This window comes from Ruegeria sp. BJ6 (genome assembly GCF_056537885.1).
In genome coordinates this window covers 108,681-121,429 of the sequence record NZ_JBQFSG010000007.1, presented here as the reverse complement: position 1 = coordinate 121,429, position 12,749 = coordinate 108,681, and the positions used below count along the sequence as shown (strand labels likewise).

General features: G+C 60.0%; 14 protein-coding genes. 7 read left to right on the top strand and 7 right to left on the bottom strand.

Annotated elements, in window-relative coordinates; translation table 11 throughout:
* The first annotated feature begins 68 nt into the window (after positions 1-68).
* The gene (locus ACR0D6_RS15240) at positions 69-665 is read left to right on the top strand and encodes a glutathione S-transferase family protein (RefSeq protein WP_480766104.1); all 597 of its coding nucleotides are present in this window, start codon (positions 69-71) and stop codon (positions 663-665) included.
* On the opposite strand, the gene ACR0D6_RS15235 is transcribed toward ACR0D6_RS15240, so the two are convergent.
* Entirely contained in the window at positions 662-1,852 is a 1,191-nt protein-coding gene (locus ACR0D6_RS15235) for a TIGR03862 family flavoprotein (RefSeq protein ID WP_480766103.1), read from the bottom strand. The genes ACR0D6_RS15240 and ACR0D6_RS15235 overlap by 4 nt on opposite strands.
* Before the next feature lie 46 nt (positions 1,853-1,898).
* Here ACR0D6_RS15235 and ACR0D6_RS15230 point away from each other — a divergent pair, with 46 nt between their 5' ends.
* Positions 1,899-2,195: an HNH endonuclease gene (locus ACR0D6_RS15230; protein WP_480766102.1), complete on the top strand. Its 297-nt coding sequence runs from the start codon at positions 1,899-1,901 to the stop codon at positions 2,193-2,195.
* On the opposite strand, the gene ACR0D6_RS15225 is transcribed toward ACR0D6_RS15230, so the two are convergent.
* Genes ACR0D6_RS15225 through ACR0D6_RS15215 form a run of 3 tightly spaced genes read right to left on the bottom strand, consistent with a single transcriptional unit; the run spans position 2,196 to position 4,284 of the window.
* On the bottom strand, positions 2,196-2,933 hold the full coding sequence (locus ACR0D6_RS15225; RefSeq protein WP_480766101.1) for a VOC family protein: 738 nt from the start codon (positions 2,931-2,933) through the stop codon (positions 2,196-2,198).
* The gene (locus ACR0D6_RS15220) at positions 2,930-3,538 is read right to left on the bottom strand and encodes an enoyl-CoA hydratase/isomerase family protein (RefSeq protein WP_480766100.1); all 609 of its coding nucleotides are present in this window, start codon (positions 3,536-3,538) and stop codon (positions 2,930-2,932) included. The genes ACR0D6_RS15225 and ACR0D6_RS15220 overlap by 4 nt, the downstream gene beginning before the upstream one ends.
* Entirely contained in the window at positions 3,535-4,284 is a 750-nt protein-coding gene (locus ACR0D6_RS15215) for an SDR family oxidoreductase (RefSeq protein ID WP_480452455.1), read from the bottom strand. The genes ACR0D6_RS15220 and ACR0D6_RS15215 overlap by 4 nt, the downstream gene beginning before the upstream one ends.
* Before the next feature lie 133 nt (positions 4,285-4,417).
* On the opposite strand from ACR0D6_RS15215, the gene ACR0D6_RS15210 reads away from it, so the two are divergent.
* The 5 genes from ACR0D6_RS15210 (at position 4,418) to lpxK (ending at position 10,409) form a co-directional block, all read left to right on the top strand.
* Positions 4,418-5,941: a DUF2125 domain-containing protein gene (locus tag ACR0D6_RS15210; protein ID WP_480766099.1), complete on the top strand. Its 1,524-nt coding sequence runs from the start codon at positions 4,418-4,420 to the stop codon at positions 5,939-5,941.
* A gap of 117 nt (positions 5,942-6,058) precedes the next feature.
* Positions 6,059-7,405: a TldD/PmbA family protein gene (locus tag ACR0D6_RS15205; protein ID WP_480766098.1), complete on the top strand. Its 1,347-nt coding sequence runs from the start codon at positions 6,059-6,061 to the stop codon at positions 7,403-7,405.
* Positions 7,392-8,192, top strand: a complete 801-nt coding sequence (locus ACR0D6_RS15200) for a 3'(2'),5'-bisphosphate nucleotidase CysQ (protein WP_480766097.1) — start codon at positions 7,392-7,394, stop codon at positions 8,190-8,192. Before ACR0D6_RS15205 ends, ACR0D6_RS15200 begins: the two co-directional genes overlap by 14 nt.
* A complete protein-coding gene (locus ACR0D6_RS15195; protein WP_480766096.1) occupies positions 8,189-9,424 on the top strand; it encodes a 3-deoxy-D-manno-octulosonic acid transferase in 1,236 nt (411 codons plus the stop codon). The genes ACR0D6_RS15200 and ACR0D6_RS15195 overlap by 4 nt, the downstream gene beginning before the upstream one ends.
* On the top strand, positions 9,411-10,409 hold the full coding sequence (gene lpxK, locus ACR0D6_RS15190; protein ID WP_480766095.1) for a tetraacyldisaccharide 4'-kinase: 999 nt from the start codon (positions 9,411-9,413) through the stop codon (positions 10,407-10,409). The genes ACR0D6_RS15195 and lpxK overlap by 14 nt, the downstream gene beginning before the upstream one ends.
* Here lpxK and ACR0D6_RS15185 read toward each other — a convergent pair whose 3' ends face one another.
* Genes ACR0D6_RS15185 through ACR0D6_RS15175 form a run of 3 tightly spaced genes read right to left on the bottom strand, consistent with a single transcriptional unit; the run spans position 10,410 to position 12,707 of the window.
* Complete coding sequence (locus tag ACR0D6_RS15185) at positions 10,410-11,522, bottom strand: CaiB/BaiF CoA transferase family protein (protein WP_480452303.1); 1,113 nt, start codon at positions 11,520-11,522, stop codon at positions 10,410-10,412.
* Positions 11,522-12,187 (bottom strand): DsbA family protein, encoded by a 666-nt coding sequence (locus ACR0D6_RS15180; protein ID WP_170656046.1) that lies wholly within the window; start codon positions 12,185-12,187, stop codon positions 11,522-11,524. The genes ACR0D6_RS15185 and ACR0D6_RS15180 overlap by 1 nt, the downstream gene beginning before the upstream one ends.
* 13 nt (positions 12,188-12,200) lie before the next feature.
* Positions 12,201-12,707: a DUF721 domain-containing protein gene (locus ACR0D6_RS15175; protein WP_480766094.1), complete on the bottom strand. Its 507-nt coding sequence runs from the start codon at positions 12,705-12,707 to the stop codon at positions 12,201-12,203.
* Positions 12,708-12,749 lie beyond the last annotated feature (42 nt).

Genomic DNA, 12,749 nt, shown 5'->3' with positions numbered 1-12,749 from the left:
CGCGTTTTGCTTGACCCGTTCGCGCGGGGCTTCACATTGGCAGCGTATCGGAGAAATTGGAGCGCATCATGTACAAGGTCTATGGACGCATTCAAAGCCGCGCCTCGCGCGTTTTGTGGCTGCTGGAAGAGTTGGGGCAGGAGTACGAGTTCATAAATGTCGGGCCGCATGATCCGCAGGTGCTGGCGCTGAACCCGTCCGGCAAAATCCCGGTGCTTGTGGACGGGGAAACCGTCATAACCGACAGTTCGGCGATCATGACCTATCTGGCGGACAAACATGGCGATTTCACCTACCCCGCCGGAACAAAGGAGCGTGCAGCGCAGGATTCGTTGTTCAATACCTTGCTGGATGAATTCGACGCGGTGCTTTGGGTCGCTGCACGCCACGGCTTTGCGCTGCCCGAAGACAAGCGCGTACCGCAGATCGCCGATGCCGCAAAGTGGGAGTTTGATCGTAATTTCCAGCGGATGGGCGAACGTTTCAAAGGCCCCTTTCTGCAGGGCGACAAGATGACCATTGCAGACATTCTGTGCATCCACTGCATGAGCTGGGCAAAAAGTGCCGGGTTCCCGATGAATTCGGATAATCTCAAGGCTTACGGCAAGGAGCTACGCAATCGCCCCGCCTTTCTGCGTATGGGTGCATTGGCGCAGGCTGCCTAGCCCTTACCGGTCTGCCGCAACCATTCGGCGGCGGACCGGCCTGCCCATCTGCCGGTGGCAAGGCAGGCTGTCAGCAAATAGCCACCTGTCGGGGCCTCCCAGTCCAGCATTTCACCAGCGCAGAACACCCCCGGCAGTGCGTTCAGCATCAAACCTTCATCCACGGCGGATTGGCGAACACCACCGGCTGTCGAGATCGCCTCATCCATCGGGCGCAGACCTGCGTGATTGACCGGCAGAGATTTGATCAGGTTGGACAAGGCGCCGGGTTCGTTTGGCAGGGGGCGCCCGAACTCCATCAACAATGCTGTTCTGACCGGCCCCAGGCTCAGCACCTTGCGAAGGTGATTGGACAGGCTGGTTTTGCCGCGCGGTTTACTCAGTCTGCCGAGCAGGTCCTCGCTGGGCAGATCCGGCATCAGGTCGATCGTTAAAGCGGCCCCTTCCCGAACCGCCTTGCAGATGCTGTAAATGCCCCCGCCTTCCAATCCACGGGCCGAGATGACGGCCTCTCCGCGGGTGCGTTTCGTTCCGGCATGCAGGGCCACACCCTTGATCGGTTCACCAAAGAGCGGTCGCATATGTTCGGACCAATCTACCAGAAGGCCAGCATTTGCCGGGGCGAAATCGGCAAGGGATACGCCCTTTTCCACCAGCAAGGGCGCCCATGCGCCATCTGAACCCAACCGCGCCCAGCTGGCACCACCCAGTGCCAGAACAACGGCATCTGGGTTCAGCAATTCCTGACCATCGGGTGTGTCAAACGTCAGCGCATCATCCTGCCATCCGGTCCAGCGCCACCGCGTCTGGATGACAACCCCGGCCTGCCCCAGCCGCGCCAACCATTCCCGCAAAAGCGGTGAGGCTTTCATGACCGTGGGAAAGACCCGACCTGTCGAGCCGGTGAACAGCTCCTGCCCCAGACCGCGCGCCCAGCCCTGCACAGCCTGCGCGTCAAACTCGGCGATCATCGGGCTCAGCCAGTCGGCGGCCTCGTCATAGGCACTTATGAACTCTCTGAACGGTTCGTCCTTGGTCAGGTTCAGACCGGATTTACCCGCCATGAGGAATTTGCGCGCGACTGATGGCTTGGCCTCGGCGACCAGCACCGCGTGACCCGCACGGGCAAGTTCCTGCGCCGCCATAAGTCCTGCCGGCCCCGCTCCGATCACGACTGCCTGCGCCATCATCTTCCCCTTGCCTCATGCACCCTTTGGCGCGACCCTGTTTGCCATGACGAACAGCGATCCCGTCTGCCCGCTTTGCGACCGACCGATCCCCGAGGGGAGCGGCAGCCTGCACCATCTGATCCCAAAACTCAAAGGTGGCAAGGGCGGGCCGACAGTTCTGCTGCATCAGATTTGCCACAAAGAGGTACATGCGACGCTGACCGAGGCGGAAATGGCACGGGAATACCACACAGTCGAAGCGTTGCGAGGTCATCCAAGGTTGGAAAAATTCCTGTTGTGGGTTCGAAAGCGACCGCCCGGATTTCGCTCAAAAGTACCAGGACGACGACGCAAGCGGTGATCAGCCCGGCAGCAGCGGGCCACCATGCGCGTCTTTGGCAGCCCTTTCCAGCCCTTCCATTTCAAGGCCCAGATAATCCGGTACCGGGGCGAAGCGCGCACCCGGAATGTGCTGAAATTCCAATGTCGTATAAGGGCGCTTCCACAACCATTCACGGTTTTCAACGGCCCACACGTCCGGATTGGGCAGGGGGTCATCGGTAAAGGCATAGAAATGCAGGTCAAACCCGTAGGGCTCGACATCCTGAACAGACAGTAATCGCATACCCAGCGCCGTACATGCTGTGTCCTCGGCTGTGATATCGCCCGTGCGCAGTGTGATCTGACCGATACGGGCATCAGAAAACGGAGCCTCGGGATCAGCCGCACCATCCGGACGATTTCCTTCGAAATCATGCTGAAGCAGTTCGATGACAAAACCTTCGGGATCGCTCAGGTGGCACATATAGCCGATGTCGAGGAACTGGCGCGGGGAACTGACCGGGACACCCAATGCACGCAAATGTGCAGCTGCAAGATCCACATCCGGCAGAGTGACGCCGATCTTCCAGTATCTTTGTCCCTGATCATGTGCATATGCGCCACCACCGGGCGTCAACATCAGATCGGCATCCTGACCCGCATATCCAACACGCCAGTTTTGCCCCTCGGGCCGGGCCGACATGCCCAGCGCATCGCAATAGAACATGGCCAGTCTTTGCGGATCGGCCACACGAAGGTGAAGCGCGGACAGCCTCATCTGCACATCCCGGCGATTCCGGCGGCGATGTCCGGGCGGGCGGCAACACTGTCGGCCACGAGGTCCTGTGCGGTCGACATCAGTGCGTCCGATTCGACCACCCTGTCCACAAGACCAAAGGCAAACGCCTCATCGGCCGTGATTTTTTGCCCCGCCATGAGGATCAGTTTGGTTCTTGCCGGGCCGATTAGCGCAGCCATGCGTTTCGTGTCGGAAGGTTGCGGCAGAAAGCCAAGCTTCATAACCGGATAGAAAAATTTGGCCGCGGGCACCGCGATGCGCAAGTCGCAGGCCAGAGCCATACCATTTGCGCCGCCTGCAAGCGTGCCATTCAGTGCCGCAACGGTCAGACAGGGCAACGCGGCGATTGCGCCGGACAGGCGTTCCCACACGTCCGAGGTGGCAAGACCAGCCCGCGCCTCGTCCAGATCGGCCCCGGCGCTGAAGACCTTGCCGGTTCCGGTCAGGATCAAAGCCCGGGCTTCGGTCGCAGCTTCGGCAATTCCGGCCAGTTCCTCCAGCATTGCGCCGGTCAGGGAATTGGCCTTGTCCGGACGATTGATGGTGACGATCCACAATCCGTCCTCTTTGGTCAGTTCGATCATATCAGACCGGCCCGCTTACGGATGTCTTCGCTGCGCAACGAAATCTCGGCCCCCAGAAACTCGTCCGCGTCTTCGGAACACATCCACAACAGTGCCCGCGCAGGCCAATCTGCTGGGATATGATCGTCCCAGTCCAGCTGGCTGACCGGGTTGATACCACTGGTTTTTATTGCCCGCTGCATATCGGTGGCGACTGTTCCCGGTGACAGCCCCATGGCCCGGATGCCGTTATGGGCCTCTTCCAGATGCAGGCATTCAGTCAGCATCTTTGCACCGGCTTTGGACGCGCAATAGTGGCTCCAGGCCTCGATCGGGTTCGACGCGGCCCCTGACGAGATGGTCAGGATACTGCCGCCGCCTGCGGCCCTCATGATCGGCAGAGCCGCGCGCATTCCATAGAAGACGCCTTTGAGGTTGATGTCGATGGCCTGCCCCCACCCTGCCGGATCCGCATTGGACAAATGAAAGATCGGCTCGATCACACCAGCATTTCCGATCAGTACATCCAGCCCGCCAAACCGCGCCACACAATCCGCGACGGCCTGCTCGACCTGAGCGAAATCGCTGACGTCGCAGCCAAGGGCGATTGCGTTATCGCCCAGTGCGGCGGCCAAAGCCTCGATCTGATCTTTGCTGCGTGCGAGCAGTGCCACATTGGCCCCGGCTGCGGCAAAAACGCGCCCGGCCTCGGCGCCGATACCCCGGCTTGCACCCGTTATCAGTACGGTTTTTCCCCGCATCTCCATATTCTCACCCTTTCGAAACTGCATTTACCCCGAGTCGTACTGTGCAATGGGGGAAAGGGTCCAGCCCTTGCCCCTTGACGCCCGTCGCCACAGGCACGACGATGCGCGCAAAATTGATCAGGAAGGGTTCCTTATGTCTTTGTTCCTTCGCCGCAGCGCTGGTGCTGTTATTGCTTATGCCGTTGCCACCCAGGGTGCCTGGGCCGATCTGACCGCCGAAGATGTGTGGGCGGACTGGCAGGCCTATCTGGGCGGGATGGGCTATGAGGTGACGGGCGACAAAAGCAGCTCGGGTGATGTCACGACGATTGCCAACATGGCCATGGCAATGGCCATTCCCGAGACTGATGACCGATTCAAAATGACCATCCCGGAAATGACGTTGACGGAAAACGGTGACGGAACCGTTACCATCGGCTTTCCGACCTCTTTCCCGATGGTCATTTCCGGCGAAGGCGAAGGTGAGGAGTTCAACGCAGTTCTGACCTACAGCCATGACGCTCTGAACATGGTCGTTTCGGGTTCACCCGACAACATGACCTATACCTATTCCGCGAACAGTCTTGGCATTGCGCTGACCTCGATCGAAGCCGATGGTGAAACCGTGCCTGCCGATGCGCTGAAGGTGAACATGGACATGGCTGATGTCAACGGAACCTCAGTTATGAAAATCGGCGAAGGCCGTGACATTGATCAAAGCTTCACCGCCGGAAGCCTGACCTATGACCTTGCCTTCGATGATCCCGAAAGTGGCGATTCCGGCAAGATCAAAGGGAAACTGGATGCCCTTGCCTTCGAGGGTACCGGTACCATCCCGACTGATTTCAGCGCCAGCGACTATCAAAGCATGATCGATGCCGGGTTCGGCTTTACCGGCGCGTTCTCATACGGATCGGGTGCAACTGAAATCGCCGGTACGGGTGAAGGCGAAGATTTCACCATGAACAGCTCATCCGAAGGCGGTCGCTTTGCGGTTAGCATGGATCAGGATCACATCGGCTATGATGTTGTTCAAAATGGCGTAAATCTGGGGGTTACAACGGCGGAACTGCCCTTCCCTATCGAAATGGCCATGGCCAAGGCCGGGTTCAAATTCGATCTTCCGGTTCAAGCATCCGATGCCGAACAGCCATTCGGCTTTGCGATGAACCTGACCGATTTCACGATGTCGGATATTCTGTGGGGCATGTTTGACCCGGCAGGTGCGTTGCCGCGCGACCCGGCCACCATCGCGCTGGACACAACGGGTACAGCGAAGGTGAAGGTAAACTTCCTTGATCCAGCCGTGGCCGAGACGCTGGAGGCCACTCAAACACCGCCGGGTGAGCTGCATTCGCTGAAGATCAACGAATTACTGGTGTCGATGGTTGGCGCAAAGCTAACCGGCGACGGCGAGTTCAAGTTCGACAATTCGAACGTAAGCGAGTTTGACGGAATGCCCGCGCCATCCGGTGTGGCGAACCTGCATCTGACCGGCGCAAACGCCCTGATCGACAAGTTGATCGGCATGGGCCTGATGTCGGACAGTGACGCCATGGGCGCACGGATGATGATGGGTATGCTGGCCGTACCCGGCGACGCGCCGGACTCGTTGAAGTCGACAATCGAAGTCAAGGAAGATGGCCAGATTCTGGCCAACGGTCAGCGGATCAAGTAGTCCGCCGTCAATCTTTTACGAAGGGCCGCCCGTCGCGCGGCCCTTTTTTGTTATCGGTTCGGGTCTTGCGGGACGGGCAGAGCAAGGCTAGGTCCATTGCTATCGAACGGAGGCCTTATGACGCGAACACCCGAAGAACTCAGCCATAATTTGCTGGATGCCGCCCGCAAGGCCGGGGCAGAGGCAGCGGATGCCATCGTAATCGACGGATCCTCGGTTTCGGTTGAAGTACGCAATGGCGCATTGGAACATGCCGAACGGTCCGAGGGAACGGATCTGGGCTTACGGGTTCTGATCGGCAAACGGCAGGCCATCGTCTCAAGCTCAGACAGCCGACCGGAAACGCTGGCAGCGATGGCCGAGCGTGCGGTGGCCATGGCCCACGAAGCACCGGAAGATCCGTTTGCCGGCCTCGCCGCGCCGGACCAGTTGGCACTGAATTGGGACATGGAAGCGCTGGAGCTGTTCGATCCGACACCAGAGCCATCCGCGGATACACTGATGCAGGACGCGCTGGCCGCCGAAGCTGCCGCGATGGCGGTAAAAGGAGTGTCGCAGGTTTCCGACGCCGCGGCGAGCTATGGCATCCACAACATCCATCTTGCTGCCACCAATGGTTTCTCGGGCGGGTATGCCCGGTCCAGCCGGTCTGTTTCCTGTGTCGCCATATCTGGCGAAGGCACAGGGATGGAGCGTGACTATGACGGCGACAGCCGCACGTTTCAGGCCGATCTGCGAGACCCGGCTGAGATCGGGCGCACAGCAGGCGAACGCGCGGTGCTATCGGTTGGTGCGCGTCAGCCATCGACCGGAACCTATCCGGTGCTGTTCGACGAGCGCATTTCATCCTCGCTGATCGGACATCTTCTGGCGGCCAGCAACGGGTCCGCCATCGCGCGCGGCGCGTCGTGGCTGAAGGACAGTCTGGGTGATCAGGTCCTGCCCGAGCACATTTCACTCATTGAAGAACCGCACAGGCCGCGCATTTCGGGATCGCGCCCGTTTGACGCCGAGGGTTTGCCCACGCGTCGACGGTCGATTGTCGAGAACGGTGTCCTGAGCGGCTGGACACTGGATTTGTCCAGCGCGCGGAAGCTGGAGATGACATCGACAGGCAACGCGGCACGGGGTGTGTCCGGCCCACCTTCGCCCAGCAACTGGAACCTGAGCCTGACGCAAGGCGACAAAAGCCGCGAAGAGCTACTGCAGGATATGGGAACCGGTCTGTTGGTCACCTCGATGATCGGATCGACGATCAACCCGAATACAGGCGATTACTCGCGCGGCGCATCCGGTTTCTGGGTGGAAAACGGTGAAATCGCATTTCCTGTCAACGAATGCACCATTGCGGGTAATCTGCGCGACATGCTGATGCGGATCATTCCGGCAAATGACGCGCGAACCTACCTGTCGCGCGTGGTTCCATCGCTTTTGATCGAAGGGATAACACTTGCCGGCAACTGACCTGTCATTGCTGATTGACGCCGCACTTGAGGCCGGAAAGATCGCCACGCGCTATTCCGGTCACACGGCCCAGCGCTGGGACAAGCCTGAAGGCGCAGGGCCGGTGACCGAAGCGGATCTGGCGGTCAACGCCATGCTGGAACAGCGGCTGCCTGCAGCCCGGCCAGGCTATGGCTGGCTGAGCGAGGAAACCGAGGATTCCGCGGACCGGCTGGAACGCGACCGTGTGTTCATCATCGACCCTATTGACGGCACACGCAGTTTTGCCGAAGGGTCGCGCACTTGGGCGCATTCTCTGGCGATCGCGGAAAACGGGGTGATCACCGCTGCGGTCGTCTATCTGCCAAGGCGTGATCTGTTGTACGCCGCCGCACAGGGCGCAGGGGCAACATTGAACGGTGAGCCCATCCACACCTCACGCGCTTCGGTATTGACCGAGGCCGAAATTCTGGCCGCGCGCCCAAATCTGGAACCGCGCCATTGGCATGCAGGTCAGCCACCCGAGTTCAAACGCGCGTACCGACCATCGCTGGCTTATCGAATGGCTCTTGTGGGTCAGGGCCGGTTCGATGGTATGCTGACATTGCGGCCAAGCTGGGAGTGGGACATAGCCGCCGGAGATCTGATCCTGCGCGAAGCGCAAGGGACCTGTACGGACCGGCAAGGTCAGCCCCTGCGATTCAACAACGCACATCCGCGTCTGAACGGCGTGGTTGCAGCCGGCACACAGGTACATCAGCTTTTGTGCGCGCAACTCGATCCGAAAGGAACGGGGATCGAAGCATGAGCAAACCCCGCTCTCTCAGCCTTGCCGCCTATCGCGTGTTGTCGTGGGGCGGTCAGAACGGAAACCGCGACGCAGCCCGCCCCCGCCCCGATGGCGAGTTGTTATGGGTTCATGTCGGCGAGCGCGCCCGGCTGCGGGCGGTGGACGATTTTTGCCGCAGATTGCTGCCGACACGCGCGGGGCTTTCGGTTTTGCTGACCGCACCAACGGATGCGACTCTGGCGGCTTGGGACGGGTGCGTGGAACCCGTGGTGAACCTGCCGCATGACCAATCCGGCGCGGCGCGCGGGTTTCTGGAACACTGGCGACCCGACATCGGGCTTTGGGTGGGTGGCGGCCTGATGCCCAACCTTATCACCCGGGCGGAAGAGCACGGAATCCCTCTGGTGTTGCTGGAGGCAACCGCAGACGTAAACATTCAGCGAGGGGGCAGATGGCTGCCGGATATTAGCCGGTATACCTTGGACTGCTTTCAAACAATTCTTACCACAAACGAGGAAAATGCGCGCCAGATCAGGCGGTTGGGCATTCCCTCCTGGAAGGTTACAGTTAGCCCTGCTTTGGGTTTCAGCCCCAATCCGCGCCCGTGGCCCGAAGATGAGTTGATCGAAACCAATCATACACTTGCGGGGCGGCCGGTCTGGCTGGCGGCATGGGTACAGGCAAAAGAGTTCATCTCGGTTCTGTCGGCGCACAGACAGGCCTTGCGCATGTTGCCGCGTCTGGCGCTTATTCTGCACGTCGCAGATCAGGCCGAGGCCGAACCGCTGCAAAAAAGGCTGGAATCGATGGATCTGCGGTGTGCCAATTGGGACGATGGAGACCCGATCGAGGACACGACTCAGGTCATCCTGTCGGCTGATCCCGAAGACCTAGGCCTGTGGTATCGTGTGTCGCCGGTTACGTTCATGGGCAGTTCACTGGAAGGCGGAGCAGGCGGTCGCGATCCGCTGGTCGCCACTTCATTGGGGTCAGCTGTCATTCATGGCCCCTTTGTTCAAAGACATGCAGAACTTTATAAGCGCCTGAAAGAAGCCGGTGCCGCCATCAATGTGAAATCAGCGGAAGAACTGGGCGACAGTATCGTCGAATTGCTGGCACCAGACCGGGCTGCGGGGATGGCCCTCGCGGGATGGCAGATTGTTACCGAAGGGGCGTCCCTGACGGACGACCTAATCGAACTGGTGCAGGAGGTTCTGGATCAGAGGAGGGTGAAGGGTGCGGGCGCCTGAGTTCTGGAATACCCCGCCTGACCGGCGTGACTTGCGCGCAAGGCTGCTGGCGCCGCTGGGCAGTATCTATGCCATGGCCACGGCGCGCCGTGTTGCGTCCGAAACAGGGACAAACCCGGGCGTTCCCGTGATCTGCATCGGCAATCTGAATGCGGGTGGAACCGGGAAAACCCCCACCGCCATCTGGGTTCTCGAACAGCTTCGGGATGCGTGGCACACCCCGCACATAGTAACCCGCGGGCATGGCGGATCGCTGGAAGGGCCCGTACAGGTCGATCCCGGCAAACACACCGCGGAACAGGTCGGGGACGAGCCGTTGTTGCTGGCGGCCTTTGCCGAAGTATGGGTCGCCAAGGATCGCGCGGCGGGTGCACAAGCCGCTGCGGCGGCAGGTGCAACGGTTATCGTTCTGGACGACGGGTTTCAAAATCCTTCGGTGGCCAAGGATTTCTCGATCATTGTGGTCGATGCGAAACGGGGATTTGGCAACGGGCTGTGCCTGCCAGCCGGACCGCTGCGTGAGCCTGTGGAGATCGGCCTGAAACGGGCCGATCTGGTTCTGTCGCTTGGAAAGCCAGAGGCGCAGGCGCAGTTTTCCGATCAGTGGGGCGCAAAAATCACCGTTCCTCACGCCACCGGAGAAGTGCAGCCGTTGCAAACCGGCATGGACTGGACCGGTAACCCGGTTCTGGCCTTTGCCGGTATCGGATACCCGGAAAAGTTCTTTCAGACGTTGCGGGCGCAGGGTGCACATCTTTTGCGGGCTGAGGCGCTGGACGACCACCAGCCCCTGACCCCAGCCCTGATGACGCGACTGGAAAATGAGGCGCGGCTGCTGGGCGCGCAGATGGTCACAACCGAAAAGGATGCGGTGCGGCTGCCTGCTGCGTTTCGCAGCAAGGTCATCACGTTGCCGGTACGATTGCAGGTGCCCGAAGGCCAACGCGTGAAAGAGATGCTGATGGCTGTTGCCCCCTCTCCCTGATCAGTCGTCCTCGCCCAGTTTGGGCGCGGGCCGCGTCAGGGAAAGATCGGCATCAGAAAAGACGAAAGGTGAGCGCACACCGGGCACCCCCTCCAGTTCGATCTGCATACCGCGTGCGATTACCTGCGGGTCTGCCATCACCTCATCCAGTGTATTGATCGGCCCGGCGGGAATGCCCTGCGCCTCGCAAGCTGTCAGCAGCTCGGCTTTGCCCCGTTGCGCAGTCGCCCCGTTCAGACGGGCGATCATCACCCGGCGATTGGCCAGCCGGTCCTTGTTGTGCAAAAACTCGGGCGCTTCGGCCATATCATCCAGACCAAGCACACGGCACAGCCGCTGGTATTGGCGATCATTGCCCGTGGCGATGATGATGTGCCCGTCAGCGCAGTCAAAAACCTGATAGGGTGCCAGATTGACATGGGCATTTCCCATCCGCTCGGGCGCATTGCCGGTTGTCAGATAGTTCAGCGCCTGATTGGCTGTCACAGCTACGGCAACATCCAGCAAGGCCATGTCCACATGCTGTCCGCGCCCAGTCTGTTCCCGCTGATACAAGGCGGCCAAAACGCCTGCAACAGCGTAGATGCCCGTGAAGACATCCGTAACCGCAACACCCGCCTTTTGCGGCTGGCCCTCGGGCTCACCAGTGACCGACATCAGCCCGGACATGCCCTGAATGATGAAATCATAGCCCGCGCGATGCGCGTAGGGCCCCGTTTGGCCAAATCCGGTGATCGAGCAGTAGACCAACTGGGGATTCAGTTCTTTCAGGCTGTCATAGTCCAGCCCGTATTTCTTCAGCCCGCCAACCTTGAAATTCTCGATCAGAACGTCTGCATCCGCGACAAGTTCGCGGACTTTTTCCTGACCCTCGGGCGTAGAAAAATCCGCTGTGACCGAGGCTTTGCCCCGGTTTGCGGAGTGGTAGTAAGCAGCAGAGACATCGTCGTCTCGGGTAACAAACGGCGGTCCCCAGGCACGCGTGTCATCGCCCGCAGGCGATTCCACCTTGATGACCTCTGCCCCCAGATCCGCAAATGTCTGGCCGGCCCATGGGCCAGCCAGAATGCGTGCCAGTTCGACAACTTTCAGACCGGCAAGCGGGGCAGTCATCAGCTGCCCAGCTCGTCTTCGATCAGTTTCTTGAAGTCGTCATAGGACTGGTTTTCCACCTTTTTGCCGTTCACGATGAAGGTCGGCGTCGCGTTGATCCCGTCCTTTTCGGCGTTTTCCTGATACCAGGCGACGAGTGTCTGGGCCTGGGTTCCGTCCTGAAGGCAGGCATCAAGCTGTTCGCTGTCGATCCCGGCCAGGCGGCCGATCTTGCTCAGCTCTCCGACAATCTCGGGCGGTCCGCCGGCTTTGGTCCATTCCGACTGGCCCGCAAAGATCAGATCGGTGATGCCAAAGAATTTTTCCGGCCCGGCGCAGCGCGCCACCATCGAGGCCCACAGGCCGTAGCGGTCAAAATAAACCTCGCGGTAGATGAATTTAACCTTGCCGGTGTCGATGAAGTCTTTCTTGAGCTGTTTGTACGGCCCCTCGTGGAACCGCGCGCAGTGCGGGCAGGTGTATGAGGCGTATTCGATAATTTCAACGGGCGCGTCTTCGGCACCCTGCACCATTTCGACCACGGTCGAGGTGTCAATATCGGCTTCCTGCGCCTCGGCGCTGCCGATCAGCGGATTAACCGGAGCATTCGATGGCGACGATGTTAGCCAATAGGCGCCAGCCGCCACGGCAACTGCCGCACAGATTACGGATGCAATACGGGTCATTCTCAGCCCTTTCTCAGCGTTTTTGTTTGGATAGAACGTTGCGGCCCAGACGTTCAAGGGCCGCACGCAGATCATTGTCGTGAACGTCGCGTGCAGTCCTGTCGGCCTCGGCGGTGATTTCGGGAGGGATGTTGGGTTTCACCTGCTTCGGGCGATGCTCGAAACTGGCCTGCCCCTCGGCAAATCCGGTAGGCGCGGTTTGAGTGATACGGATACGGCTGATGGCGTTATAGCCATAAACCGCGTTCACCTTACCCCTCAGTTGCTCTTTTTGCATTTCCAGCATCGGAGCCTGTGGCCCGGTTGTCAGAACGGTCAGCGTGGCGCCAAATCCGCCTTTGCCATATCCGACGTTTACGGGTCGGGCTATCGATGCGATGTCCTGACCAACGATATCGGCCCAATGGGTCAACAGACGTGATACAGCGAAACCACGGCTTTCGCCGGCGCGCCGGATCTGATCGTTCAGCAGGGTCGCGGTACGTTTGAACCCGCGAGTGGTGGTGCGTCTGGACGGCATCTGGTTTCCATTTACTGCGGCGCTATTGTAATGGGCAGGGCT

Bases quoted from the DNA above. Each gene is read 5' to 3' on its own strand.
- ACR0D6_RS15240 (WP_480766104.1), top strand. From the start codon at position 69: ATGTACAAGGTCTATGGACGCATTCAAAGCCGCGCCTCGCGCGTTTTG.
- ACR0D6_RS15235 (WP_480766103.1), bottom strand. From the start codon at position 1,852: ATGGCGCAGGCAGTCGTGATCGGAGCGGGGCCGGCAGGACTTATGGCG.
- ACR0D6_RS15230 (WP_480766102.1), top strand. From the start codon at position 1,899: ATGACGAACAGCGATCCCGTCTGCCCGCTTTGCGACCGACCGATCCCC.
- ACR0D6_RS15225 (WP_480766101.1), bottom strand. From the start codon at position 2,933: ATGAGGCTGTCCGCGCTTCACCTTCGTGTGGCCGATCCGCAAAGACTG.
- ACR0D6_RS15220 (WP_480766100.1), bottom strand. From the start codon at position 3,538: ATGATCGAACTGACCAAAGAGGACGGATTGTGGATCGTCACCATCAAT.
- ACR0D6_RS15215 (WP_480452455.1), bottom strand. From the start codon at position 4,284: ATGGAGATGCGGGGAAAAACCGTACTGATAACGGGTGCAAGCCGGGGT.
- ACR0D6_RS15210 (WP_480766099.1), top strand. From the start codon at position 4,418: ATGTCTTTGTTCCTTCGCCGCAGCGCTGGTGCTGTTATTGCTTATGCC.
- ACR0D6_RS15205 (WP_480766098.1), top strand. From the start codon at position 6,059: ATGACGCGAACACCCGAAGAACTCAGCCATAATTTGCTGGATGCCGCC.
- ACR0D6_RS15195 (WP_480766096.1), top strand. From the start codon at position 8,189: ATGAGCAAACCCCGCTCTCTCAGCCTTGCCGCCTATCGCGTGTTGTCG.
- ACR0D6_RS15185 (WP_480452303.1), bottom strand. From the start codon at position 11,522: ATGACTGCCCCGCTTGCCGGTCTGAAAGTTGTCGAACTGGCACGCATT.
- ACR0D6_RS15180 (WP_170656046.1), bottom strand. From the start codon at position 12,187: ATGACCCGTATTGCATCCGTAATCTGTGCGGCAGTTGCCGTGGCGGCT.
- ACR0D6_RS15175 (WP_480766094.1), bottom strand. From the start codon at position 12,707: ATGCCGTCCAGACGCACCACCACTCGCGGGTTCAAACGTACCGCGACC.